This is a genomic window from Agromyces protaetiae (assembly GCF_004135405.1).
In the GTDB taxonomy this organism is placed as follows: domain Bacteria; phylum Actinomycetota; class Actinomycetes; order Actinomycetales; family Microbacteriaceae; genus Agromyces; species Agromyces protaetiae.
The window spans coordinates 3,115,442-3,138,885 of sequence record NZ_CP035491.1; the positions used below are offsets into that span (position 1 = coordinate 3,115,442).

At 70.8% G+C, this 23,444-nt stretch carries 22 protein-coding genes and 1 pseudogene; 12 read left to right on the forward strand and 11 right to left on the reverse strand.

The features are described from left to right. Nucleotides 1-5 precede the first annotated feature (5 nt). Complete coding sequence (locus tag ET445_RS14535; RefSeq protein WP_129191909.1) at nucleotides 6-995, reverse strand: EamA family transporter; 990 nt, start codon at nucleotides 993-995, stop codon at nucleotides 6-8. Nucleotides 996-1,083: 88 nt separating this feature from the next. Between ET445_RS14535 and ET445_RS14540 the strand changes: the two genes are divergently transcribed. Then, nucleotides 1,084-1,632 carry a CGNR zinc finger domain-containing protein gene (locus tag ET445_RS14540; protein WP_129191910.1) on the forward strand — a complete coding sequence of 183 codons (549 nt, stop codon included), beginning with the start codon at nucleotides 1,084-1,086 and terminating at the stop codon, nucleotides 1,630-1,632. 289 nt (nucleotides 1,633-1,921) lie between these two features. On the opposite strand, the gene rpsO is transcribed toward ET445_RS14540, so the two are convergent. Continuing rightward, nucleotides 1,922-2,191 carry a 30S ribosomal protein S15 gene (gene rpsO, locus ET445_RS14545; protein ID WP_129191911.1) on the reverse strand — a complete coding sequence of 90 codons (270 nt, stop codon included), beginning with the start codon at nucleotides 2,189-2,191 and terminating at the stop codon, nucleotides 1,922-1,924. A 249-nt stretch (nucleotides 2,192-2,440) separates the two neighbouring features. Here rpsO and ET445_RS14550 point away from each other — a divergent pair, with 249 nt between their 5' ends. The 5 genes from ET445_RS14550 to ET445_RS14570 all read left to right on the forward strand — a co-directional run bounded on the left by ET445_RS14550 (nucleotide 2,441) and on the right by ET445_RS14570 (nucleotide 7,124). Continuing rightward, complete coding sequence (locus tag ET445_RS14550) at nucleotides 2,441-4,189, forward strand: hypothetical protein (RefSeq protein ID WP_129191912.1); 1,749 nt, start codon at nucleotides 2,441-2,443, stop codon at nucleotides 4,187-4,189. 72 nt (nucleotides 4,190-4,261) lie between these two features. Further along, nucleotides 4,262-5,404 (forward strand): FAD-dependent oxidoreductase, encoded by a 1,143-nt coding sequence (locus ET445_RS14555; protein ID WP_424922889.1) that lies wholly within the window; start codon nucleotides 4,262-4,264, stop codon nucleotides 5,402-5,404. A gap of 134 nt (nucleotides 5,405-5,538) precedes the next feature. After that, on the forward strand, nucleotides 5,539-6,213 hold the full coding sequence (locus tag ET445_RS14560) for a hypothetical protein (RefSeq protein ID WP_129191914.1): 675 nt from the start codon (nucleotides 5,539-5,541) through the stop codon (nucleotides 6,211-6,213). Next, on the forward strand, nucleotides 6,210-6,701 hold the full coding sequence (locus ET445_RS14565; protein WP_129191915.1) for a hypothetical protein: 492 nt from the start codon (nucleotides 6,210-6,212) through the stop codon (nucleotides 6,699-6,701). The genes ET445_RS14560 and ET445_RS14565 overlap by 4 nt, the downstream gene beginning before the upstream one ends. 39 nt (nucleotides 6,702-6,740) lie before the next feature. Beyond that, the gene (locus ET445_RS14570) at nucleotides 6,741-7,124 is read left to right on the forward strand and encodes a DUF488 domain-containing protein (protein WP_129191916.1); all 384 of its coding nucleotides are present in this window, start codon (nucleotides 6,741-6,743) and stop codon (nucleotides 7,122-7,124) included. 27 nt (nucleotides 7,125-7,151) lie between these two features. Here the strand turns inward: ET445_RS14570 and pflA are convergent, their stop codons facing one another. From pflA to ET445_RS14585, 3 genes are all read right to left on the reverse strand, one after another. After that, complete coding sequence (gene pflA, locus ET445_RS14575; protein ID WP_129191917.1) at nucleotides 7,152-8,003, reverse strand: pyruvate formate-lyase-activating protein; 852 nt, start codon at nucleotides 8,001-8,003, stop codon at nucleotides 7,152-7,154. A gap of 14 nt (nucleotides 8,004-8,017) precedes the next feature. Further along, entirely contained in the window at nucleotides 8,018-10,303 is a 2,286-nt protein-coding gene (pflB, locus tag ET445_RS14580; protein ID WP_129191918.1) for a formate C-acetyltransferase, read from the reverse strand. A 201-nt stretch (nucleotides 10,304-10,504) separates the two neighbouring features. Beyond that, nucleotides 10,505-11,368: a CPBP family intramembrane glutamic endopeptidase gene (locus tag ET445_RS14585; protein WP_424922854.1), complete on the reverse strand. Its 864-nt coding sequence runs from the start codon at nucleotides 11,366-11,368 to the stop codon at nucleotides 10,505-10,507. A 110-nt stretch (nucleotides 11,369-11,478) separates the two neighbouring features. On the opposite strand from ET445_RS14585, the gene ET445_RS14590 reads away from it, so the two are divergent. The 3 genes and pseudogenes from ET445_RS14590 to ET445_RS17640 all read left to right on the forward strand — a co-directional run bounded on the left by ET445_RS14590 (nucleotide 11,479) and on the right by ET445_RS17640 (nucleotide 13,010). After that, nucleotides 11,479-12,615, forward strand: coding sequence for a M4 family metallopeptidase (locus ET445_RS14590; RefSeq protein WP_129191919.1), 1,137 nt, complete (start codon nucleotides 11,479-11,481; stop codon nucleotides 12,613-12,615). Nucleotides 12,616-12,639: 24 nt separating this feature from the next. After that, nucleotides 12,640-12,768 (forward strand): annotated as a pseudogene (locus ET445_RS18505) (protealysin inhibitor emfourin); the annotation flags it as partial. A gap of 89 nt (nucleotides 12,769-12,857) precedes the next feature. Continuing rightward, the gene (locus tag ET445_RS17640) at nucleotides 12,858-13,010 is read left to right on the forward strand and encodes a hypothetical protein (protein ID WP_208008427.1); all 153 of its coding nucleotides are present in this window, start codon (nucleotides 12,858-12,860) and stop codon (nucleotides 13,008-13,010) included. 27 nt (nucleotides 13,011-13,037) lie between these two features. Here ET445_RS17640 and ET445_RS14600 read toward each other — a convergent pair whose 3' ends face one another. Then, nucleotides 13,038-14,129, reverse strand: a complete 1,092-nt coding sequence (locus ET445_RS14600) for a 3-deoxy-7-phosphoheptulonate synthase (RefSeq protein ID WP_129191920.1) — start codon at nucleotides 14,127-14,129, stop codon at nucleotides 13,038-13,040. A 202-nt stretch (nucleotides 14,130-14,331) separates the two neighbouring features. Further along, entirely contained in the window at nucleotides 14,332-15,303 is a 972-nt protein-coding gene (locus tag ET445_RS14605) for a lysoplasmalogenase (protein ID WP_129191921.1), read from the reverse strand. 96 nt (nucleotides 15,304-15,399) lie between these two features. Between ET445_RS14605 and ET445_RS14610 the strand changes: the two genes are divergently transcribed. After that, nucleotides 15,400-16,215, forward strand: coding sequence for a hypothetical protein (locus tag ET445_RS14610; protein WP_129191922.1), 816 nt, complete (start codon nucleotides 15,400-15,402; stop codon nucleotides 16,213-16,215). A 76-nt stretch (nucleotides 16,216-16,291) separates the two neighbouring features. On the opposite strand, the gene ET445_RS14615 is transcribed toward ET445_RS14610, so the two are convergent. The 3 genes from ET445_RS14615 to ET445_RS14625 form a co-directional block, all read right to left on the reverse strand. After that, nucleotides 16,292-16,663, reverse strand: a complete 372-nt coding sequence (locus ET445_RS14615) for an FKBP-type peptidyl-prolyl cis-trans isomerase (RefSeq protein WP_129191923.1) — start codon at nucleotides 16,661-16,663, stop codon at nucleotides 16,292-16,294. A gap of 199 nt (nucleotides 16,664-16,862) precedes the next feature. After that, entirely contained in the window at nucleotides 16,863-18,026 is a 1,164-nt protein-coding gene (locus tag ET445_RS14620; protein ID WP_129191924.1) for a PrsW family intramembrane metalloprotease, read from the reverse strand. Between the two features lie 10 nt (nucleotides 18,027-18,036). Continuing rightward, nucleotides 18,037-19,473 (reverse strand): FAD-binding oxidoreductase, encoded by a 1,437-nt coding sequence (locus ET445_RS14625; RefSeq protein WP_129191925.1) that lies wholly within the window; start codon nucleotides 19,471-19,473, stop codon nucleotides 18,037-18,039. Nucleotides 19,474-19,547: 74 nt separating this feature from the next. On the opposite strand from ET445_RS14625, the gene ET445_RS14630 reads away from it, so the two are divergent. Further along, nucleotides 19,548-21,293: a DNA-3-methyladenine glycosylase 2 family protein gene (locus ET445_RS14630; RefSeq protein ID WP_129191926.1), complete on the forward strand. Its 1,746-nt coding sequence runs from the start codon at nucleotides 19,548-19,550 to the stop codon at nucleotides 21,291-21,293. Between the two features lie 31 nt (nucleotides 21,294-21,324). After that, on the forward strand, nucleotides 21,325-21,996 hold the full coding sequence (locus ET445_RS14635; RefSeq protein WP_129191927.1) for a FadR/GntR family transcriptional regulator: 672 nt from the start codon (nucleotides 21,325-21,327) through the stop codon (nucleotides 21,994-21,996). Between the two features lie 339 nt (nucleotides 21,997-22,335). Here ET445_RS14635 and ET445_RS14640 read toward each other — a convergent pair whose 3' ends face one another. After that, the gene (locus tag ET445_RS14640; RefSeq protein WP_129191928.1) at nucleotides 22,336-23,325 is read right to left on the reverse strand and encodes an ABC transporter substrate-binding protein; all 990 of its coding nucleotides are present in this window, start codon (nucleotides 23,323-23,325) and stop codon (nucleotides 22,336-22,338) included. Nucleotides 23,326-23,444 lie beyond the last annotated feature (119 nt).

Here is a 23,444-nt window from a genome sequence, read left to right on the forward strand (position 1 = left end):
CAACGCTAGCGGGCCGGGCCGCCCGAAGGCTGGGCGGCGACGGCCGGCACGGGCTCGGCGCCGAACTCGACGGCGGGGTCGTGGCCTTCGGCGACGGATGTCTCGCGCTCGAGCTTCACGCACACGATGCCGCCGAGGATCAACAGCCCGCCGAGGATCTGCAGCGGCCCGAGCGCCTCTCCGAGGAGCACCCACCCGGCGATGCCCGCGAAGACGACCTCGGAGAGTCCGAGGAACGCGGCGAGCTTTCCACCGAGGATGCCGATCGCGGCGAGGCCCGCAAGATACGCGAACGCCGTCGAGACGAGGCCCACGACGACGAGCGGCACGAACCACGGCACGGACGCGCCGAGGAAGTCCACTCCCCCGAATCGCGCCTCCATCGGCAGCACGCCGACGAGGCCCGCGAGGGCGAGCGCGACGGCGCCGACGACGAATCCCGCGGCGATGAGCGCGACGGGAGGCAGGAGCTCTGCCGCCCGCTCGCCGATCGCGTAGTACACGCACACCCCGAGCATCGCGATCCACGCGAAGAGGAGCCCGAGCGGGTCGAGGTCGCCGCCGCCCGGCCCGATGACGAGCACGAGGCCGAGGAGCGCGAGCGCCGATCCCGCGATGACGATGAGCTGCGGGCGACGGCGGCTGCGAATCCACGCGAAGAGCACGAGCGCGATGGGTGCGAGGTATTCGATCAGGAGCGCCGTCGAGACGGGGATGCGCTCGAGCGAGGCGTAGAACGCGAACTGCACGCCCGCGACGGCGACGAGACCGTAGAGGAGTACCGTCCACTTCGCGCGCCAGAGCGGCCGGAGATCCCACTTGAGGGCGATGAGGCCGGGCACGATGAGCGCCGTCGCCCCGACGACGATGCGCGCGAGCACGGCCGCGCCGGGCGACCAGCCCGCTTCGAGGAGCGGCTTCACGAACACGCCGCCGACGCCGAACGCGAGGCCCGCGGCGAGGCCGAGGACGATTCCGAGCACCCCTCGCGACATCGCGCTCCTTCTGTGGACGGCCACGGCCCGGTCATGGGCGTACGCGGTTATGCTCGTGACATTAGACCTCGCGGATGTCAGGAGTCAAATGCTTTTCACCCATGACACCGAGTCGGCGCTGGGGTTCGTCGTCGCCCTCGCCGACACCGTGCCCGAGGCATCCGAATCGGGGGCCGACGAACTCGCCACGCAAGCCGATCTCGTGCGCCTCCTCGACACGTGGGGGTACTCGGGCCGACGCGACGGCGACGCCGCCGAACTCGCCGAGGTCCGCGCTGCGCGCGACCGCCTCCGCGCCGTCTGGGCCCTCGACCGCGACGGCACCGCCGCCGAGGCCAACGCGATCCTCGAAGAGTCGCAAGCCGTGCCGCGCCTCGTGCGGCACGACGGCCTCGACTGGCACATCCACGCCGTCGGCTTCGACGCCCCGCTCGCCGAGCGCATCCTCGTCGAGGGCGCCATGGCCCTCGTCGACGTCGTGCGCGCCGACCGGGTCGACCGCCTGCGCGCGTGCGAAGCCGACGACTGCGCGGGCGTCTTCGTCGACCTCTCGAAGAACGGGTCGAAGCGGTTCTGCTCGACGCGGTGCGGCAACCGCATGGCTGTGCGCGCCTACCGGGCGCGCGCGGCGGACTGACGCGCGCGGGAGGGCCACCCGCCCACCCCGCCCGCACCACACTCTCCTTCACCACCGCTCCTTCTCCACCGCCCGCGATCACGGCGTAGGAGATTCTGCGCGGCGCGCCGCAGTAGCCCCGCGCGCCGCGCGAAAGCTCCGACACGGTGAAGGGGCGACGGGAGCGGGTACGGCCGCCCCGAGACATCCACTCCGAGACATCCGGACATGACGAAGGCCCCCGCCTCTGGAGGCGGGGGCCTTCGCAAGAAGTTCGCGGTGTCTTCGAGAGCCGCGTCGGATACGACGCTTAGCGGCGCAGCCCGAGACGCTCGATGAGCGAGCGGTAGCGCGCGATGTCGACGTCGGCGAGGTAGCCGAGCAGACGACGACGCTGACCGACGAGGAGGAGGAGGCCACGACGCGAGTGGTGGTCGTGCTTGTGCTCCTTCAGGTGCTCGGTGAGGTCCTTGATGCGCTTCGTGAGGATCGCGATCTGGACCTCGGGGGATCCGGTGTCACCGGGGTGGGTCGCGTACTCTTCGATGATCGCCTTCTTGGTGTCTGCATCCAGTGCCATAGAGGGATCCCCTTTCTTCTCGTTGCGCGCTGCCCGGGGCCGAATGCCTGGGCTCTCTTAATGCGCGGCCGTTTCACGGCAACCTCAAGAGTCTAGCAGAGCAGGGCGCGTACTTCGATTCGGGCGCCGGGCGCCTCCCCCAGTTCTGGGAACCGCGCCGACGATCGCGTCACCGATAGGGTGGCGCGGATCGTGCCGTGCTCGTTCGGCGTGCGATCCGCTGCCGACCGCGACGAAGGAGCCCCGACCGTGACCGACGAAGACACGCAGAACCTGATCTCGGTCGGCCACGTGATCGGCGAGATCGCCACGATCGCCGTCGGCGAGGTGCCCGTCGTCGGGACCCCGTTGTCCTTCGTGCTCGAGAAGCTCCTCGGCACCGCGTTCGGGGAGGTCGAAGACGAGCAGCCACCCGTCTGGGAGCTGATCCGCGGCCAGGTCGCGCACGAGATCTGGACCGCGAAGGTCGACGAGCGCCGTGACCTCCTGAAGGTCAAGCTCGACGCGCTCAAGGCGAGCGTCGCGAAGCTCGCCCTCCTGCACGACGAGGGCTCGTCGAGCTACATCGCCGAACTCGTGAGCCGTGAGACGCATGTGCGCGAGAACATCGACACCTACTTCATGCCCGATGATCCGGCGCTCGCCTACTACACGCTCCCGTTCTTCATGCCGATCGCGAACGCCCATCTCGCGCTGCTGCGGCTGAAGGTGCTGTGGGCCGAGCGGCGCAGCGACGCGAACACGTCCGCTTACCGCGACGACTACCAGGCGACCGTCCGCACCTACGGGCTCTACGCCAAGCACATGCCCGCCGCCAGTGTGGCGTGGCGGATGTCGCAGATCACGATCACCGACGTCGACGAGTCGTTCACGTCCTTCGCCCTGCAGCACAAGAAGGGCGCACTGAAAGGGGTGATCTACACCTACACCGATGCCGAGAAGCCCGACACGAACGAGACCTCCGACAAGTCGGCGTTCGGCGTCCCGCCGAAGTTCACCCGTCGACGAGACGACGTGTTCAATCGCTCGGAGTCCCTCATGAAGTCGACCGTTGCGTCAGGACTCGTCGAATGGGGCGAGTTCTTCGACGCGAGCGCACCGGTGGCGGCCCACCTCTTCACGCCGGTCGACGTGCACGAGGAGACCTGGATCGAGCCGTCTGGGGAGATCGTCGTGACGGCTGCGGGCGATGAGATCGCGCTCCGCAACCGCCGCACGCGCGAGGTGCTGTGGGGTCGCCAGGTTCCCGGCAAGCGTCTCTTCCTCAGCGTGACCCCTCAGGAGTTCGCGATCCGAAGTGGGTTCCCACACACGGGCGGCGAGCTCGAGGAGCGGCTCTTCACCGCGAAGCGGATCGACGGATCGACGTCTGCACGCATCGAGCGTCTCATCCTCGGGACCGACGGGACGCTCGCGCTCTCGGAGGGCTTCGCGATGGAGAACGGCTCCGTCGCGAGCGAGACGGTCTGGTACTCCCCCGACGATGTCGAGAAGACGACGCAGCGCGTGAAGAGGTCCGCGAAGATGCGAATCGCAACGACGACCTTCACGTGCCTCTTCTCGGACGAGTCCGCGAGCGGACCGAACGAATGGAAGGACAACCGCTCCGAGGACCGTGCCGAGGTCGTCGAGCTCCGGCTCGCGGTACAGGTCGGCGGCGGACCGACGTGGAAGGTGGCGGATTGGAGCGCCGGCTTCTTCCAGAGCGCCTTGGAGGTTCGCCCGGGGTGGTCGAAGACGTTCCGCTCCGACGAGGTGAAGTCGCTCGATCTCGGTGCGGATCCGGCGACGGTAGTGCGTTTCACCGTGCACACGAGCGAGCACGACTCCCTCTCGCCGAACGACACCGCCGACCACGAGTTCACCATGACGGTCGGCGACATCCTGACCCGGGTCCAGCGATTCGGCGGGCGGTATCGCTGGGCGCACTCGATCGACTTCGGCAACAACGAGGTCGAGTTCCGCGTGCAGTTCGGCTTCGAGGTCGACGCGCGCTGAGCTGCGGCCGGGCGCCGGAATAGGCGCCCCGTCAGGAGTGTTCCGAGGGGTGTGAGTGCGACCCCGGTGGATGTGGCGGTGATCGGCGCCGGCCAGGCCGGCTTGTCGGCCGCGTATCACTTGCGTCGGTCAGGGTTCGTGCCGGTGAGCGAGGCGGATGCTTCGCAGGCACCGGATGCCTCGGGCGCCACGCCTGCGGCGAGCGCGGTGGTCGCGGCAGCGGGCACCTTCGTCGTGCTCGACGCGAACGACGCCCCGGGCGGCGCGTGGCAGCACCGCTGGGAGTCGCTCAAGATGGGCACGGTCAACAACATCCACGAACTGCCGGGCTTCCCCGTGCCGCCCGCCGATCCGCAGGCGTCGAGCCGAGACATCCTGCCGCCGTATTTCGCCGAGTACGAGGAGCGCTTCGCGCTTGACGTGCAACGACCGGTGCGCGTGCGCGCGGTGCGCCGCGAGGACGACGACCCGAACGGGCGGCTGCTCGTCGAGACCGAGGCGCCGTCGGGCCCGCGCACCTGGGCGGCGCGGTACGTCATCAACGCGACCGGCACGTGGACGCGCCCCTTCCGCCCCTACTACCCCGGTCTCGACCGGTTCGCGGGCCGCCAGTTGCATACCGCCGAGTACGTGTCGGCAGAGGAGTTCCGCGGAAAGCGCGTCGCCATCGTGGGCGCGGGGGTCTCGGCGGTGCAGCTCCTCGACGAGATCTCGCACGTCGCCGACACGCTGTGGATGACTCGGAGCGAGCCCGTGTGGGTCGAGGAGGACTTCGACATCCCCGCGAGGACCGCCGCGATCGCGGGCGTCGAGGCGCGCGTGCGCGAGGGGCTCCCGCCCGGAAGCGTGATCCGTGTGACGGGCATGCACTGGACGCCGTGGGCGCGGGCCGCCGAGGCGCGCGGCGTGCTCGTGCGGCATCCGATGTTCGCCCGTGCCGAGGAGACCGGGCTGCGGATGCCCGACGGCTCGTTCGAGCCCGCCGACGTCATCCTGTGGGCGACGGGGTTCCGGCCCGCGCTCGACCATCTCGCGCCGCTCAAGCTCCGCACGCCCGCGGGCGGCTTCCGCGTCGCCGACACCCGCTCGACCGACGATCCGCGGCTGTTCCTGATCGGGTACGGGCCGAGCCAGTCGACGGTGGGAGCGAACCGCGCAGGCAGGCAGGCGGTGCGGCAGATCGTCGCAGAACGGGCGGCTGCGCTCGCGGCCTGATCAAACGCCTGATCCAACGCCTGAGCGAGGAACCTCGACCCGGCGCGCGACCCCCGAATGGGGGAAATCCTCCGATTCCACGCGCGCGATATATTCCGAGCATCCCTCAGTTTTTCGGTTGAGGAGGAGGCAACGTGGCCGCCGCGCAGCGTGGAGCAACAGCCGACGTGAACGACGAACGAGACAGTGTGCTCGGATTCATCGCCATCGTCACCGTCGGGCTCTTCGTGGCGATCTGGATCTGGATCCTGATCCTCGCCGCGAACCGACAAGAGATCACGGGCGAATTCGTCGTCGCCGCGGGCGCCGTGAGCACGTTGCTCGCGAGCATCACCTCGGCTGCGATCGGCTCGAAGATCGCCGACGTGAAGAACGACCAGTCCGATCCCGACCTCGTCGACGGTGCAGCGGCGATGGAGCAGGTGCGCGCGATCGTGACCCGACACGATCAGGCGATGGCGGAAGTCCGGAGCGTGGACGGCCAAGCGGCTCCCACGGGAACCGACGCGGCCGCGCGGCAACAGCGGGCGGCCGATCAGGCGCATCAGGCCGAGCACGAACTCGCCGCACTGGTCTCGCCGTCGTCGCCGACGGTGAGTCTCACCGAGGTCGCTCACAACCTCAACTGGCGCGTGATCGTGGCGATCGTGTTCTACGTCCTGGTGGGCCTCGCCGTGCTCGTCGTCTGGCTCGTCCTCGACTGGACGGAAGACAGTCCCGACATCGTCACCACGTTCGCCCTCTCGATCGTGGGCTGGTTCGTCGGTGCCGCCGGGATCGTCTTCGAAGGCGGGAGGGGGTCGAAGTGACGGATCGACGTGACCCGCGCGAGAGCGTGTTCGCGTTCATCGCGTTCGCGATCATCGCGGCGTTCGTCGTGATCTGGGCGTTCGTGATTCTCCAGACCCTGCTGACCGAACCGGCCACGGGTGAAGACCAGGTCGCCGTCAGCAGCGGTCTCACCTCGGCGGCCGGCGCGATCACAACGCTGCTCGCGACTCGGACGGCGTCGGTGCTCGGCTTCGCCGCGACGAGCAGAGAAGCGCCCGACGGCACGCCCAGCCCGCAGGGCACGGTCGCGGGGGCCCTGACCGGGGCCACCAAATGGGCGATCGGCGCATACCTCGTCGTCGGGATCGCGGTCGTCATCACGTGGCTGTACCGGGGAGCGGTGTCGCCGCAGGTCGTCGCGGCGTTCGCACTCGGAGTCTTCGGATGGCTCGGCAGCGCCGCCGCGATCGTCTTCGCCGCCCGCTCGACCGCCGGAGCTCGGCAGTCCGGCCGGGCACCCTTGTGAACCGTGCGGCGCCGGCGAGCACACGCCACACTTGAAGCCGTGTCGTTCACCCTCAAGCGCGTCTACGATCCCGCCGAATCGTCGGACGGATACCGCGTCCTCGTCGACCGGTTGTGGCCGCGCGGCGTCTCGAAACAGCGCGCCGAGCTCGACGTGTGGAACAAGGACGTCGCGCCCTCGGCGGCGCTCCGCACCGAGTGGCACCGCGACCGGATGGCGACCGACGACGGGTTCGACGGCTTCGCCGCGGCGTATCGGGCCGAACTCGACGGCAACCCCGCAGCCGAGGCCCTCGTCTCGCTCGGGCGCGAGCACGACCGCGTGACGCTCGTGTACGGCGCGCGCGACGAGCGCGTCAACCACGTGACGGTGCTGCTCGACTGGCTCGCCGAGCACGGGGCATCCGTCGAGACGCGAGGCTGACGAGACATCCGCCCGCCGCGCCGGGCCTCAGTAGACCTCGAACCCCCGCGCGCGGAACTGCCCGCGCACGCGCTCGACGAGCGCGTCGTCGGGCGCGCGGACGTCTTCGAGCGTGTACTCGCGCCCGAGCTGCTCCCACTTGGAGGCGCCCATCTGGTGGAAGGGCAGCACCTCGACGCGCTCGACCGTCGACCAGCGGGCGACGATGTCGGCGACGGCCTCGACGTTGTCGAACGCGTCGGTGACGCCGGGCACCAGCACGAACCTCACCCACATCTTCGTGCCGCGCGCCGACAGCCGGTCGCCGAAGTCGATCGTCGGCTGGAGCTCGGCGCCCGTGACGGCGCGGTAGGTGTCGGGCAGGCCCGACTTGACGTCGAGGAGCACGAGGTCGGTCGCATCGAGCATCTCGTCGGTCGCTGCGGTTCCGAGGAATCCCGACGTGTCGAGCGTCGTGTGGATGTCCCGCGCCCGGCACTCCTCGAGGAGGCGCGCGACGAACGCGGGCTGCATGAGCGCCTCGCCGCCCGAGATCGTGAGGCCGCCGCCCGTCGCGTCGAACACGCGGCGGTACCGGTCGAGCTTCTTCGCGATCTCGTCGACGGTCGTGATGCGGCCGTCGCGCGCGAACCACGTGTCGGGGTTGTGGCAGTAGACGCACCGCAGGGGGCACCCCGCGAGGAAGAGCGTCATGCGCGTGCCGGGGCCGTCGACCGCGGTCACGAGCTCCCACGAGTGCACCGAGCCGAGCTCGCCCGAGCGGAGGCCCGCGAGGCGGGCCTCACGCAGCGGGTCGGCGGCCGGGCGCGGCGCGGCGAACGGGGCCGGCTCCGAGACATCCGGTCGCGCGCCCGTCGAGGGCAGTTGCGCGATGGTCATGACGGATGCCTCGGTCAGCCCTGGTGGAACGTGCGGGCGAGCACGTCGAGCTGCTGCTCGCGCGTGAGGCGCACGAAGTTGACGGCGTAGCCCGAGACGCGGATCGTGAGCTGCGGGTAGTTCTCGGGGTGCGCCATGGCGTCCTCGAGGGTCTCGCGGTTCAGCACATTGACGTTCATGTGGTAGCCGTCTTCGCCGAAGTACGCGTCGAGGAGCCCGGCGAGGTTCGCGGTCTGCTCGTCGAGCGTGCGGCCGAGACCGGCCGGCACGACCGTGTTGGTGAGCGAGATGCCGTCCTGCGCGTCGCGGTACGGGAGCTTCGCGACCGACAGCGCCGAGGCGAGCATCCCGTGCGTGTCGCGGCCGTTCATGGGGTTCGCGCCCGGCGAGAACGGCTCGCCGCCGCGGCGGCCGTCGGGCGTCGAGCCCGTCTTCTTGCCGTACACGACGTTCGACGTGATCGTCAGCACCGACTGCGTCGGCACCGCGTCGCGGTAGGTCTTGTGGGTGCGGATCTTCGCCATGAACGCCTCGACGAGCTCGACCGCGAGGTCGTCGACCCGGTCGTCGTCGTTGCCGAAGGCGGGGTACTCGCCGTCGATCTCGTAGTCGACGACGACGCCGCGCTCGTCGAACACCGGCATCACGGTCGCGTGCTTGATCGCCGACAGCGAGTCGGCCGCGACCGAGAGGCCCGCGATGCCGCACGCCATGGTGCGCAGCACCTCCTTGTCGTGAAGGGCCATCTCGAGACGCTCGTACGAGTACTTGTCGTGCATGTAGTGGATGACGTTGAGCGCCTCGACATAGGTCGCGGCGAGCCAGTCCATCGTGCGGTCGAACCGTGCGCGCACGTCGTCGAAGTCGAGCGGACGGCCCGCCTCGACGGACGGGAACGCCGGCGAGACCTGCTTGCCGCTCATCTCGTCGCGTCCGCCGTTGATCGCGTAGAGCAGCGTCTTGGCGAGGTTCACCCTCGCGCCGAAGAACTGCATCTGCTTGCCCACGGCCATGGGCGACACGCAGCACGCGATCGCGGCGTCGTCGCCCCACGAGCTTCGGATGTGCTCGTCGGACTCGTACTGCACGGCGCTCGTCTCGATCGACAGCTCGGCGCAGAAGTCCTTGAACCCCTGCGGGAGGCGATCGCTCCAGAGGACGGTGAGGTTCGGCTCGGGGGCCGGGCCGAGGTTGCGGAGGGTCTGGAGCATCCGGAACGAGTTCCGCGTGACGAGCGTGCGCCCGTCTTCGCCCATGCCGCCGATCGTCTCGGTGACCCACGTCGGGTCGCCCGAGAACAGCTCGTCGTACTCGGGGGTGCGGAGGAATCGCACGATGCGCAGCTTCACGACGAAGTCGTCCATGATCTCCTGCGCCTCGCGCTCGGTGAGGATGCCGGCGAACAGGTCGCGCTCGATGTACACGTCGAGGAAGGTCGTCGTGCGGCCGAGCGACATCGCGGCGCCGTTCTGCTCCTTCACCGCGGCGAGGTAGCCGAAGTAGAGCCATTGCACGGCTTCGCGCGCGGTCTCGGCGGGTCGACGGATGTCGTAGCCGTACGAGGCCGCCATCTTCGCGAGCTCCTGGAGGGCGCGGAGCTGCTCGGCGTGCTCTTCGCGGTTGCGGACGACGTCCTCGCTGAAGGGCTGGGTGTCGAAGGTCAGTTTGTCGAGCTTCTTCTGCGCGATGAGCGCGTCGACGCCGTAGAGGGCGACGCGCCGGTAGTCGCCGATGATGCGGCCGCGGCCGTACGCGTCGGGGAGGCCCGTGATGACGTGGGACGAGCGCGCCGCGCGCACCGCGGGCGGGTAGGCGTCGAACACGCCCTGGTTGTGGGTCTTCCGGTGCTCGGTGTAGAAGGTCTTGAGGGTCTCGTCGACGGGGTAGCCGTACGTCTCGAGGGCGCCCTCGACCATGCGCCAGCCGCCGTTCGGCATGATGGCGCGCTTGAGCGGGGCGTCGGTCTGGAGGCCGACGATGAGTTCGTTCTCGCGGTCGATGTAGCCGGGCTCGTGGGCCGTGATGCCTGCGGGCGTCGCAGGGTCGATGTCGTAGACGCCGCGCTCGCGCTCGGCGGGGAACATCGCCGTGAGCTTCTCCCACATGCGGGTGGTGCGCTCGGTCGCGCCTTCGAGGAACGAGCCGTCGCCGAGGTACGGCGTGTAGTTGCGCTGGATGAAGTCGCGGACGTCGATGCCGTCCTGCCAGGGCCCCGGCTCGAAGCAGTGCCACGCCTGGGGCGTGCGGTCCGCGTCGTCGTGGTCGGTGGTGGTGCGCGTGGCCTGGTGGGTGGTGCTCATGGTGCCGTCGTTCTCCTTGTGGGGTCCCCCCGCCCGCCGGAATGGCGGTCAAGACGGAGGTCGAACGGCTTCGTAGGCCCTTCGGCCTTCCGTGCTGTCCAAATTAGAGTCTCTCTCGGTTTCTGTCGGAAAGTCTGTGGTCTGACCTCATTTGCAGCACACTTTCGGTGCATTCACATGAGGATTCCTACAATCCGCGCGCTATGGCGACAGGAGGAAGATCGCCGGCCAGCCGTTGTGCGCGTAGACGATGACGCTGAAGACGACCGCGTCGAAGAGCAGATGCACGACGAGCACGTACGTGAGCGACTTCGTGAGCGTGAACGTCCACCCCTGGACGAGCGCGAACGGGATTGTGAGCAGCGGCCCCCACGACTGGTAGCCCAACTCCCACAGGAACGACACGAAGACGACCGCCTGCAGGAGGTTCGCCTGCCAGACCGGGAAGTGGCGCCGGAGGAGCGCGAACACCGTGCACACGAAGAACAGCTCGTCCCATGTGCCGACGGCGTTGACGCCTGCGAAGAGCCGCAGGATCTCGCTCGGCTCGGTCACGGTCGGCCAGTTCAGATAGACGCCCGACGAGATGAAGTAGAACGGCAGGATGAGCCAGCCCGCGAGCGTCACGAAGACGAGGTAGAGCCACTGCGTGCGGTTCCAGCGCTTGCCGGTCCGCCAGGGGAACCGGATGACCCGGTCGCGGTACACGAACCTCGACACGAGGTACGGCACGGCGACGGCCGACCCCAGCACGATCGCGAACCGCGCCATCGCGGGGTAGGAGATGTCGGCCGCGAGCGGCATCGTCGAGATGATCGCCTGCCCGACCGCGACGAGCGCGAGATCGGCGAGTAGCCGCTCGGTGCGGCCCGAGCGGTCGCACCACCACGCAGCCGCGAGGCCCCCGACGAGCATCGCGTAGCCCGCGAGCGGCAGCATGAAGCCGAACAGCAGCACGGCAGCGCCGCACACGAGCACGGCAGGCACGAGCGCGACCGGGTGGGTGCGCACGGCGGGCGGCGGCGCGAGCGGACGCCCGGGCGGCACGGCGGCGACGGCGGACACGCGACCAGCATCGCAACGGCCGGCGGCGGGCGGCAAGTCGTCGGCTCGGCACGTCGGATGCACGGCACGTCGGATGCCTCGGTGTCGCCGGGTGCTGGCACGATCGACCCATGACCCCGAACCGGCACGCGATCGTCCCGCCCTACCTGCTCGCGCGCATCGCCGAAGCCGCCGACGACCGCTACCCCGTCGCGGCCGACGCCGCCCGCCGCTCGCTCATCCGCGACGCGCCCGTGCGCGAGTGGCGCGAGAGCGGCGAGCTGCCGCCGTTCGCGCGCGAGTCCGAGACATCCGATCGCGCCGACCGGTCCCCGTCCGACCGGCTGCCGTCGATCCTGCCCGACGCGCCCTCGCAGCCCGACCGCCGCATCTCCGACGCCCAGGGCGAAGAACGGCTCCCGGGCCGGCTCGTCCGGCGCGAAGGCCAGCCGGCCTCGGGCGACGACGCCGTCGACGAGGCGTACGACGGCCTCGGCGACACCCACCGGCTCTTCGACCGCGTCTTCGGCCGCGACTCGATCGACGGCGCGGGCATGCCGCTCGAAGCGACCGTGCATTACGGCGACCGCTACGACAACGCCTTCTGGGACGGCGAGCGCATGGTCTTCGGCGACGGCGACGGCGAGGTCTTCACGGGGTTCACCGACTCGCTGAGCGTCATCGGCCACGAACTCGCGCACGGCGTCACCGAGCGTTCGGCCGGTCTCCGCTACCAGGGGCAGTCGGGCGCCCTCAACGAGCATGTCTCCGACGTGTTCGGCGCCCTCGTCGAGCAGTACGCGCGCGGCCAAGACAGCGGTGCCGCGACGTGGCTCATCGGCGAAGGCGTCTTCACGCCCGAGGTCCAAGGTCGGGCGCTCCGGTCGATGCTCGAGCCCGGCACGGCCTACGACGACGACGTGCTCGGCCGCGACCCGCAGCCCGCCCACATGCGCGACTACATCCGCACGCGCGACGACAACGGCGGCGTGCACCTCAACTCGGGCATCCCCAACCGCGCGTTCGCGCTCGCCGCGACCCGCCTCGGCGGGTTCGCGTGGGAGCACGTCGGGCGCGTCTGGTACGACGCGCTCACGTCGGGGCGTCTCGACGTCGATGCCGACTTCGCCGCGTTCGCGGGCGAGACGGTCCGCGCGGCGCGCGAGCGGTTCGGGCAGGGTTCTGCCGAGGCATCCGCGATCGTCGAAGGATGGGAGGCCGTGGGCGTCGAGCCCGACCCCACGGTCGCCGACCCTGCCGAGCGGTGAGCCGGCAGGGGTAGCATCGGCCGCATGGAGGTCATCGTCTCCCGAAGCGGGGGCCTCGCGGGCCTGCGGCTGACCTGGCAGGTCGACGTCGACGAACAGCCCGACGCCGACGACTGGCTGCTGCTCATCGAGCGCGTGCCGTGGAGTCGACCGCCGAGGCCCTCCCCCGGCGCCGACCGGTTCGTCTACCGCATCCGCTGCGAGCCCGGCCGCGGCGCGGTGCTCCCCAGCGCGAGGCGACCGTGCCCGAAGGCGAACTCACGGGCCCGTGGCGCGAACTCGTCGACCGTGTGCGCGAGACCGCCGAGCCGTCGCCGGGTCGCTCGCCCGGAGGCTCGACGCCACGGCGCCCCGCGCCCGGCCGGGGTGCGCCGGGCGCAGGGCGTCTGCCCTGAGACATCCGCAGCTGCAACGGTGTCGGGTCAGCGCGCCGCCGCCGCATCCGCGAGTTCGCGCACGCCCGCGCGGCGGGCCCCGGATGCCTCGGCGAGCTCGCGCAGCACGCGGTCGGTCTCGCCCCAGCCGAGGCACGCGTCGGTCACGGACTGACCGTAGACGAGCGAGGAACGCGTCTCGTCGGTGAGGTCCTGGCGGCCGGGCACGAGGAAGCTCTCGAGCATGACCCCGGCGAGTGCGGGCGTCGCGGGGAGCTCCTCTGCGATCTCGTGGGCGACGATCGCCTGACGTACGTGGTCCTTGTCGCTGTTGGCGTGGCTGGCGTCGACGACGATGCGCGAGACGACGCCGGCCGTCGCGGCCTTCGCCGACGCTCCCGCGATGTGCTCGGGGGCGTAGTTGGGGCCGCCGCGCCCGCCGCGGAGCACGATGTGGGCGGCGGGGTTTCCCGTCGTCGCGACGACCGCGGCCTGCCCTTCGTCGTCGGCGCCGAAGAACACCTGGCCGCGGCGGGCGACGATGCAGCCGTCGACGGCGCTCTGCAGGTCGCCGTCGGGGCCGTTCTTGAAGCCGATCGGCATCGAGAGCCCCGACGCGAGCTGACGGTGCACCTGGCTCTCGGTCGTGCGGGCGCCGATCGCGCCCCACGACACGGCGTCCGCGATGTACTGCGGGCTCACGGGCTCGAGGAACTCGCACGCGATCGGCAGGCCGAGGTCGAGGACGTCGGTGAGGAGGCGCCGTGCGGTGCGGAGGCCGCGGACGACGTCGTGCGTGCCGTCGAGGCCCGGGTCGTTGATGAGCCCTTTCCAGCCGCCGTTCGAGCGCGGCTTCTCGAAGTACACGCGCATGACGACGAGAAGGTCGTCGGCGAGTTCCCGCGCGACGGGCGCCAGGCGACGGGCGTAGTCGAGGGCGGCCTCGGGGTCGTGCACCGAGCACGGGCCGACGACGACGAGAAGGCGGTCGTCCTCGCCGCTCAGGATGTGCTCGACCTCGGCGCGCGAGCGCGTCACGAGGTCTTCGTTCGCCTCGCTGAGCGGGAACTCCTCGCGGAGCGAGGCGGGCGACGGCAGCGTCGTGAACGCGGTCACGCGCTGGTTGCGGGTCGTGGTCATGATGGGGTTCCGTTTCCCGGCGGAAGACCCCTGGTGGCCGACCGCCGTCTGAGAAAGACGAAAGGCAGACCATCTTGGTCTGCCCGGTTGGCTCTGGAAGGGTGCTGGCGTCAGCGCGCGAAGGCGGCCCCTCCAGAGCCGACCTCATACGCATACCAGCGGATAACCATGCGGCGACCGTAGTCTCCCCCGCCCGGATTCGTCAAATCCCTTCGGCGGCGGAGGACTCACTTGCGTGCGGGCGGGACCGGTCGTGCCGCTCTGACCTTTCGTGCGCGTCTGGCCGTTCGGGCCGCTCGCGCAGCGCGACCACGACGCCGGCCGCGATGAGCCCCTGGGCCGCGAGGTAGGTCGACATGACGGTGAGGTCGTGGAGCGCGAACCCGTAGTCGGGCAGGAACCGCCCGAGCGCGAGCACCGAGTCGGAGACGACGAAGAGCGCGCCGCCGACCGCGACGAGCCGTCCGCGGCCCGCTGCGAGCACCGCCATGAGGCCGAGCACGAACCCGTAGACGGCGACGGGCGGCAGGAGCGATCCGAGGTGCGGGGCGAGGAGCACGACGAATCCGACGTACCAGGCCGCGTAACCGAGCGCCCGTAAGGGCACACGGCGCGCGAGCGGCTCGCCGCGCGACCAGCGCCAGAACAGCACGACGTAGAAGACATGCGCGAGAAGGAATGCGAGAAGGCCCGGAATGAACCAACCCGGGAAGCTCAGGAGCACGTCGCCGACCCACGACGCAGCGAGGGCCGCGATGAGCAGGCCGAGCATCCGTCGAGGAAGTCGAGGAAGTCGAGGAAGTCGCTGCGGTCGCGGCGGTCGCGCCCCACGACTGCCCTGCAGGGCTGCGGATGCCTCGACCTCACCGCCTGCGGCATCCGGGTCGCGATCGTCGGCCGAGACGTCCATGCCGTCGAGCGCATGCGCCCGTCGCGCATCGGCCGGGGCATCCGTGCGTGTCGAGCCCGAGACATCCGTCGCGCCGGACTCCTCCTTCTCGCCCGGACGCCGCGTCGCGACCAGCACCGCGCCCGCGAGTGCCGGCATGAGGAGCGCCTTCGTCGCCGTGATCGCCCACCCGGGCCCGGTGTGGAGGAGCACGAGGTGGACGGCGCTCGCCGCCAGGAACGGCACGAACGCGGGAAGGATCTGGCGAGCAGGGCGGTCGGTCACGTCGTCGTGGCCTTTCGTCGTCGGGTGCGGCTGCAGGGAGCCTCGGCTGGGGATGGCGCGAGTGGGTCGATGCTACCGCGTGAGAGACTTTCGGCCGTGCCCGAACTCCCTTCGCCGGTCGAACCCGTCACCAGCACCGCACCCGAGCCGACGCGCCGCCCGCCGAATCGGGGCACCGTCCGGGCGGAGCGCCTCCGACTCCCCGGAATCGTGCTCGGCGCAGGCGATCGCGGTCGTTTCGAGCTCGTGCCGCTCCCCGCGAGCGAGCGCGAAGCCTACGCGGGCACCTACGCCTACACGGTACGGGCGCCCGCCGATGCTCCGTCGTCGGACGACTCGCCCTCGTACCTTGCGCAGCGCGCGAGCGAGCTGTTCTCGACTCCCGCTGCCGACCCCGACGACTTCGTACCGACCGCGACGTGGGCGTTCGCCGCGTTCCGTCTCGACGCCCCGCTGCCCCACCTCGTGCTCGACGCGAGGGCCGGCAACGGGTTCTTCCGGTCCAATCTGCCTTCCGTTCCGCTGAAAGATCAGCGGCTGACCCTCGAGGGAGACTTCCGCAAGCACTTCCGCCTCTATGCGCCGATCGGCTACGACACCGACGCACGCTATGTGCTGACCCCCGACGTCATGGCGCGCCTGATCGACGAGGCTGCGGGCATCGACGTCGAGATCGTCGAGGACTGGATCCTCTTCTACCGAAGGGGTGCGTTCCGCGCGACGGGCCTCGCCGACGCATTCGACCGCCTCGCGGCGATCGCCGCCGACGTCCGCGCGCGCTGCGCCCGCTACCGCGACCCGCGGGTGCCCGTGAACTCGCGCCTCATCCTGGCGACCGACGGTCCGTCGAAGGCGGTCATCGCCGACGAGGGGCGCCGCCTCGAGATGGCGCTTCCGCTCACCGGTCTCTGACCCGGAACGTCGAACGGGCCGCCGGATCAATCCGGCGGCCCGTTCGACGTTCGCACGTCGGATCGTCTCGATCGGGTCAGCTCACGCCGAGCAGGTCGATGACGAAGATGAGCGTCTGGCCGCTCAGACGGTGGCCGCCGCCCGCAGGCCCGTAGGCCTTGTGCGGCGGGACGGTGAGCTTGCGGCGCCCGCCGACCTTCATGCCGGGGATACCCTCCTGCCAGCCGGCGATGAGCGCCTGCAGCGGGAAGTTGATGGACTGCCCGCGGCTCCAGGACGAGTCGAACTCTTCGCCGGAGTCGTACTCGACGCCGAGGTAGTGCACGTCGACCGTGGAGCCGGGCGTGGCCTCGGCCCCGTCGCCGATGACGAGGTCTTCGATGACGAGGTCTTCGGGCGCGGGACCTTCAGGCGCGTCGATCTCGGGCTTGCTGTTCGTGTCGGTCATGAGTCCATCCAAACGGATGGCTCGGGGTCGCCGCAATCGCGGACGGATGTCCGCGGGGGTCTTGCGCTGACCGCGAACACGATGCACCCTGGAGGCCTGAAGAGACTCGTCGCCCCCGGAGGGCTGTCGGCACTGCCACACCCCGGGGCGACGAGTTTCTTCATGCCGGGGCCGCTCATCTCTCGTCGCGACGTTGCGCTCAGACCCGCGTGAGCAGTGCCGCCCGCCGCCGCGAGACGCGGTCGAGCAGTTCGCGCTCGTCTTGCACGCGCCGTACGTCGCCGCGGCGGGCGACGATCATCTGCCGGTTGAAGGCGAGCGTCGTGGCATCCGCGATGAGCGCCTTGACCTCGGCGACGCGCGGCGGATGCGTCGAGCGCGCCCACCTGATCGCCTGGCGCCTGCCCGCGGACGTCGCGAGCGCGTCGACCTCGCCGGGCGTGAGCCACCCGGCCGCCGCGTACTCGCCGAGCCGCGCACGCGTGAGCTTCGCCTCCTGCCGTCGGAAGTAGACGGTGAGACCGATGACGCCGGCGAAGATGGGCACCTGCACGACGAAGTACAGCAGGATCGCGGTGTCGCCGAACGCGAGCGACCCGTTCCACAGGGCATGCAGGAGGATCGCCGGCACGAGGCCCGCGAAGAACCACAGGATGATGCTCGCGCCGGCGCCGCGCCGCGCGCCGAGCCCGAGGGCGATGCCCGTGCATGCCGTGAAGATGACGTGGGCGAACGGCGAGAAGATGCCGCGCATGACGAAGACCATGCCGAGATGTTCGGCACCGCCCTCGAGGAGCGCGATGCCGAAGTACTGTGCGTTCTCGGTGAACGCGAAGCCGGCTGCGACGGTCGCCGCGTAGACCAGACCGTCGACGGGGCCGTCGAAGTGCGATCGGGCGAACGCATAGATGAGGAGGACGCCGACGCCCTTCGCGAACTCTTCGACGATGGGGGCCTGCACGACGGCCTGGATGACCTCGTCGGTGCCGCTCTCGGGGTGGAGGACCGCGGCCGCGATCTGCACGCCGAGGTCGACGAGCAGCGCGATCGCGATCGACACGGCGGCGCCCCACAGGAACGCGAACCAGAGCGCCCAGCGCGGCTCGGGCTCCCAGCGGTCGACCCATCGCACCGCCAGCAGCACGAGCGTGAGCGGGATGAGCGCGAGCACCGTCGCGACGAGCGTGCTCGGCGCGCCGAGGACGAACACGAGGTACGCGATGACGACGAGACCGACGACGCCCGCGATGCAGATGCCGACGATCGCCCCGATCGCCCCGCCGCTGCGCGGCTTGGCGGGCGGCAGCGGGACCGGCCGGAGAGCCGGGTAGGGGTTCTGCGGGGGCGCGCTCAGGTAGGTCACGCGCGTGAGCCTAGCGGGGAGCGGACGCCGCCTGGGCGTTCTCAGCGGCTGGTGTGGACAGCTGCTCGAACATGACCCCGGGGTTCAAGATGCCGGCGGGATCGAAGACGGCCTTGATCGCCCGCTGCAGCTCGAACTGATCGTCGCCGAGCTCGTCTCGGAGCCAGCGGCGCTTGAGGATGCCGACCCCGTGCTCGCCCGTGAGCGTGCCGCCGAGCGCGACCGCGGCCCGGAAGAGGTCGTCGGCCGCGGCCCACACCTCGGCGGGCACCTCGTCGCCCTCGAACACGAAGTTCGGGTGCAGGTTGCCGTCGCCCGCGTGCGCGAGGGTCGGGATCTCGACGCCGCGCCTGCGACCGATCTCTTCGATCGCCCGGAACATCTCGGGAAGCCGCGAACGCGGCACCGCGACGTCTTCGATGAGCACCTGACCGCGCGACGCGAGGGCCGGATGCATCGCCCGGCGGATCTCGAGGAGGCGCTCCCCCGTCGCGGCATCCGTCGACGTCGTGACCCGGCCGCCCGCCGACGCGAACACTTCGGCGATCGCGAGGCCCTCGGCGACGGCATCGCTCCCGTCGGCCTGCGCGATGAGGAAGGTCTCGCCCGGGGCGACGGTCTCGAGGGGCGTGCCCGTGAGCGCGTCGGCGCCGAGGAACTCGGCGACGCGCGCGAGACCGAGCGGGTCGACGAGCTCGAGGAGCGCCGGCCGGATGCGTGCCGCCGTGACGCCCGCGCACGCGACGGCCGCGGCCTCGACGTCGGGGAAGGCGGCAGCGACGGTCACGGGGTCGCCGGTGCGGCGCGGGCGGACGCGCACGGTCGCCTCGACGATGACGCCGAGCGTGCCCTCGCTGCCCGTGAGGAGCGCTGTGAGGTCGTAGCCCGTGACGCCCTTGACGGTGCGATGGCCGGTGCGGACGAGCCGCCCGTCGGCGAGGACGACCGCGAGCCCCAGCACGGCCTCGCGGGTGACGCCGTACTTCGCGCACAGGAGGCCGCCGGCGTTCGTCGCGATGTTGCCGCCGATCGAGGAGATCGCGCGGCTCGCGGGGTCGGGCGAGTACCAGAGTCCGAGCGGGGCGAGCGCATCGTCGAGGTCGGCGTTGATCACACCGGGCTCGACGACGGCCAGTTCGTTCGCCTCGTCGATCTCGAGGATGCGGCGCATGCCCGAGACATCCAGGACGATCGCGCCCTCGCTCGCGACGGCGCCGCCCGCGAGCCCCGTGCCCGCGCCGCGCGGCACGACGGGGGTGCCCGTCGCGGTCGCGATGCGGAGGGTCGCCTGCACGGCCTCGACCGAGCGCGCGCGCACGAGCGCGAGCGGAGTCGCGGGGCTGCGGAGGCCGGAGCGGTCGTCGCGCGTCGCGTCGAGGGCCGCGGGGTCGGTCGTCAGCTGGTCGCCGAGCTCCTCGCGGAGCCGGCCGAGCACGTCGTAGGGCATGCGTCCAGCCTAGTTCGCCGAGTGATGTCCGATTTCCGCCATCGGATGTCGGCGGCCCGTGCGAGGGTGGAGGCATGAAGACGGATGCCTCGGGGCCGGGCCCGCTCGCCGACCACGTGTTCGCCGAGCGGTATCGCGCCATGCAGGCGCGCGACGCGCGGTTCGACGGGCAGTTCATCACGGGCGTGCACTCGACGGGCATCTACTGCCGCCCGAGCTGCCCCGCGGTGTCGCCGAAGCCCGAGAACGTCTCGTTCTACCTCACTGCCGCCGCCGCCCACGAGGCGGGGCTCCGCGCGTGCAAGCGGTGCCTGCCCGACGCCGTTCCCGGCTCCCCCGAGTGGGATCTCCGCGACGACCTCGCCGCGCGCGCCATGCGGCTCATCGGCGACGGCGTCGTCGAGCGCGAGGGAGTGCCGGGGCTCGCCGCCCGCCTCGGCTACACGCCCCGCCACCTCACGCGCGTGCTCACCGCCGAACTCGGCGCCGGCCCGCTCGCGCTCGCGCGCGCGCACCGCGCGCAGGTCGCGCGCAGCCTGCTGACATCCACCGACCTCCCCGCGTCCGACGTCGCGTTCGCGTCGGGGTTCGGCAGCGTGCGGCAGTTCAACGACACCATCCGCGCGGTCTACGAGCGGAGCCCGCTCGAGGTGCGCGCGGCGGCGCGCGTGCGCGGCGGGCGAGCGGGGGCGGGTTCGGGTTCGGAGTCGGAGCGCAGCATTCCGGATGCCTCGCTGCGCGGGCCTGCGGGCGTCGTCGTCGAATTCGGCGACCCCGGCGAACGGCGACCCGGCGACGGCTCGACCGCCGAGATCGGCGCGGGCGCCGGCCACCCTGGCGTCGTACGGCTCCGCCTCCCCGCGCGGGAGCCGTTCGACGCGGCGGGGGTGTTCGCCTGGCTCGCTGCGCGTGCGCTCGACGGAGTCGAGGTCGCCGAGGCGGGCGTCGAGCGGTACACCCGCACGCTGCGCCTCCCCTCCGGTGCCGGCCTCGTCTCGTTCGAGCACATCCCGGGCGACGCCGCGATCGACATCGAAGCACGGCTCGCGTCACTCGCCGACCTGCCGCCGCTCGTCGCCCGCGTACGGCGCCTGTTCGACCTCGACGCCGATGCCGTCGCGATCGACGAGGCGCTCGCGTCCGACCCGCGACTCGCCCCTTCGGTGGCGGCCGTGCGCGGGATGCGCATGCCGGGCGCACTCGACGCGCACGAACTCGTGTTCCGGGCGCTCATCGGGCAGCAGATCTCGGTCGCCTCGGCGCGCACGGCGCTCACGCGGCTCGCCGCCGAGCTCGGCGAGCGGGTCGAGTTCGCGGCGGCTGCCGAGACGGGTGCCGTCGATTCGACCGGTTCCGGGGCATCCGCCTCTCCGCCGTCGCCATCGCTCCTCTTCCCGACCGCCGCCGCGATCGCCGCCGACGGTGCTCGCGTGCTTCGCGGCCCTGCTGCCCGCATCCGCACGATCGTCGACGTCGCAGAACGTCTCGTGTCGGGCGCCCTCGTGGTCGCCCCCGAGCGCGAGCGTCGCGAGCTCCAGACCGACCTGCTCGCCGTCCCGGGCATCGGACCGTGGACGGCCGGCTACCTCGCAATGCGCATCACACGGGCGCCCGATGTGCTGCTCGTGAGCGATCTCGCGCTCCGCAACGGCGCCGAAGCGCTCGGGCTTCCGTCCGATGCTCGAGCGCTCGAGCGCGAGGGTGCCGCATGGGCGCCGTGGCGCAGCTATGCGTCCATGCACCTGTGGCGCGCCGCCGCCGACGGAGCGCCCGAGAAGACGACCGAGAATCCGCCGGGTTCCCCTGTGGAAGACATCTGATGTCTCGGCCGATCGGGAGTACGATGCACCCATGGCCGTCACCGACGAGGCGATCCTCAAGATCAAAGAGATGATCATCCAGGGCGCCCTCGCGCCCGGCGATCGACTCCCGCCCGAGAAAGAGCTGAGCGAACGACTCGGCCTCTCGCGTTCGTCGCTCCGCGAAGCCGTCAAGGCGCTCGAGGTCATCCGCGTGCTCGACGTGCGCCGCGGCGACGGCACCTATGTCACAAGCCTCGAACCGAGACTCCTCCTCGAGGCGATGTCGTTCGTCGTCGATCTGCACGACGACCAATCCGTGCTCGAGATCCTCGCCGTGCGACGCGTCCTCGAGGCGCACGCCTCCGCCCTCGCAGCCCGTCACGCCGGCCCCGACGACCTCGAACATCTCCGCGAGGTCGTCGAGAGCGTCGACCGCGCCGCCGATGTCGAGAGCCTCGTCGCCCACGACCTCGAGTTCCACCGCGGCATCGCCGAATCGACCGGCAACGCGTACCTCGCGAGCCTCATCGATTCGCTCTCGAGCCACACCGTGCGCGCGCGCATCTGGCGCGGCATCACGCAAGAGGTCGCCGTCGACCGCACGCTCGCCGAACACCACCAGATCCTCGACGCGATCGCCGCGGGCGACGCCGACCTCGCGCACGCGCTCACGGTCGTCCACGTGAGCGGTGTCGAGCAGTGGCTGCGCAGCGCGCTCTGACCCACCCACGAGCGGGGTCGCCCCGAGGCATCCGCGCACCCCGGGGCATCCGCGCACCCCGGGGCATCCGCGCACCCCGGGGCATCCGCGCACCCTGAGACATCCGCCAGCCCCTCCGATTCAGGAAATCGCACGCCATTCAGGATGGTTCGAAGCAGATACTCCTGAACTGCGTGCGATCTCCTGAAGTCGCGAGGGACCGCCGTGCTCTGCCAGGCGCCGCTGAGATCCACGAGGCGCAAACTGAGCTCGGCGAAGTGCAGCCTGGGTGCGCGAAGGCGGGGCGCCGGCCGCAGCCGACGCCCCGCCTGTCCAGATCAGATCAGCGAGTGATGCGGATCACTCGTAGAGGACGGCCTGGATCTTGTCGTCGTCGATGTTCGACTTGTCGTACCAGTAGAAGCCCGTGTCGATCGTCTTCGGCAGGGTCTCGCCGTTGATCGCCTGAACGGCGGCCTTCACGGTCTCGTAGCCGATGCCGACGGGGTTCTGCGTGATCGCGCCGAGCATGAGGCCGTCGCGGATGGCGTCCATCTGGGCCTTGCCCGAGTCGAAGCCGACGACCGCGAGGTTCGCGGGGTCGATCGCGAGCTCCTTGACGGCCTGCACGACGCCGATCGCCGAGCCCTCGTTGGTGCCGTAGATGCCCTTGAGGTCGGGGTTCGCCGCGATGATGGCCTTCGCGAGGTCGGCCGACTTCGCCTGGTCGCCGCCGCCGTACTGGATGTCGACGATCTCGACGTTCGGTGCGTTCTTCTCGATGTAGTCGACGAAGCCGTCGCGGCGCTGCACGCCCGTGACCGAGGTCTGGTCGTGCGCGACGATCGCGACCTTGCCCTCGCCGCCGATCGCCTCGACCATGTGCTTGGCCGCTTCAGCGGCGGCGGCGAGGTTGTCGGTCGATGCGGTGGTGAGCGGGATGTCGCTGTCGACGCCCGAGTCGAACGCGATGACGGGGATGTTCGAGTCCTTCGCCTGCTGCAGGAGAGGGCCTGCGGCCTGGCTGTCGAGGGCTGCGAAGCCGATCGCCGACGGGCTCTTGTCGAGGGCCGTCTGCAGCATCTGGATCTGCTGGTCGACGTCGGCTTCGGTGTCGGGGCCTTCGAAGGTGATCTCGACGTCGAACTCCTCGGCGGCCTGCTCGGCGCCTGCCTTGACGGCCTGCCAGAACTGGTGCTGGAAGCCCTTCGAGATGAGCGCGATGTACGGCTTGCCGCCGTCGTCGCCGCCTCCCGAAGCGGGGTCGCCGCCGGCGCTCGCGCAACCGGCGAGCATGAGGGCTGCGGCCGCGAGGCCGGCGACGACCCCGATCGAACGCTTCTTGAACATGGTCACTCCCTTGTGTGTGGTGCGGTGGTGGTGCAATGCGGTCGTGCAGTGCAGGTGGTGGTGCGGGGGTGGTGCCGATGGTGCGGGTGGTGCCTGGGGTTTGGAGCGGTGGTGCTGGT

What these genes read in the sequence shown, in the direction of transcription:
- ET445_RS14535 (WP_129191909.1), bottom strand. Translation starts at nt 995, where the DNA reads ATGTCGCGAGGGGTGCTCGGAATCGTCCTCGGCCTCGCCGCGGGCCTC.
- ET445_RS14540 (WP_129191910.1), top strand. Translation starts at nt 1,084, where the DNA reads ATGCTTTTCACCCATGACACCGAGTCGGCGCTGGGGTTCGTCGTCGCC.
- rpsO (WP_129191911.1), bottom strand. Translation starts at nt 2,191, where the DNA reads ATGGCACTGGATGCAGACACCAAGAAGGCGATCATCGAAGAGTACGCG.
- pflA (WP_129191917.1), bottom strand. Translation starts at nt 8,003, where the DNA reads ATGACCATCGCGCAACTGCCCTCGACGGGCGCGCGACCGGATGTCTCG.
- pflB (WP_129191918.1), bottom strand. Translation starts at nt 10,303, where the DNA reads ATGAGCACCACCCACCAGGCCACGCGCACCACCACCGACCACGACGAC.
- ET445_RS14590 (WP_129191919.1), top strand. Translation starts at nt 11,479, where the DNA reads ATGACCCCGAACCGGCACGCGATCGTCCCGCCCTACCTGCTCGCGCGC.
- ET445_RS14600 (WP_129191920.1), bottom strand. Translation starts at nt 14,129, where the DNA reads ATGACCACGACCCGCAACCAGCGCGTGACCGCGTTCACGACGCTGCCG.
- ET445_RS14615 (WP_129191923.1), bottom strand. Translation starts at nt 16,663, where the DNA reads ATGACCGACACGAACAGCAAGCCCGAGATCGACGCGCCTGAAGGTCCC.
- ET445_RS14625 (WP_129191925.1), bottom strand. Translation starts at nt 19,473, where the DNA reads ATGCCCTACGACGTGCTCGGCCGGCTCCGCGAGGAGCTCGGCGACCAG.
- ET445_RS14630 (WP_129191926.1), top strand. Translation starts at nt 19,548, where the DNA reads ATGAAGACGGATGCCTCGGGGCCGGGCCCGCTCGCCGACCACGTGTTC.
- ET445_RS14635 (WP_129191927.1), top strand. Translation starts at nt 21,325, where the DNA reads ATGGCCGTCACCGACGAGGCGATCCTCAAGATCAAAGAGATGATCATC.
- ET445_RS14640 (WP_129191928.1), bottom strand. Translation starts at nt 23,325, where the DNA reads ATGTTCAAGAAGCGTTCGATCGGGGTCGTCGCCGGCCTCGCGGCCGCA.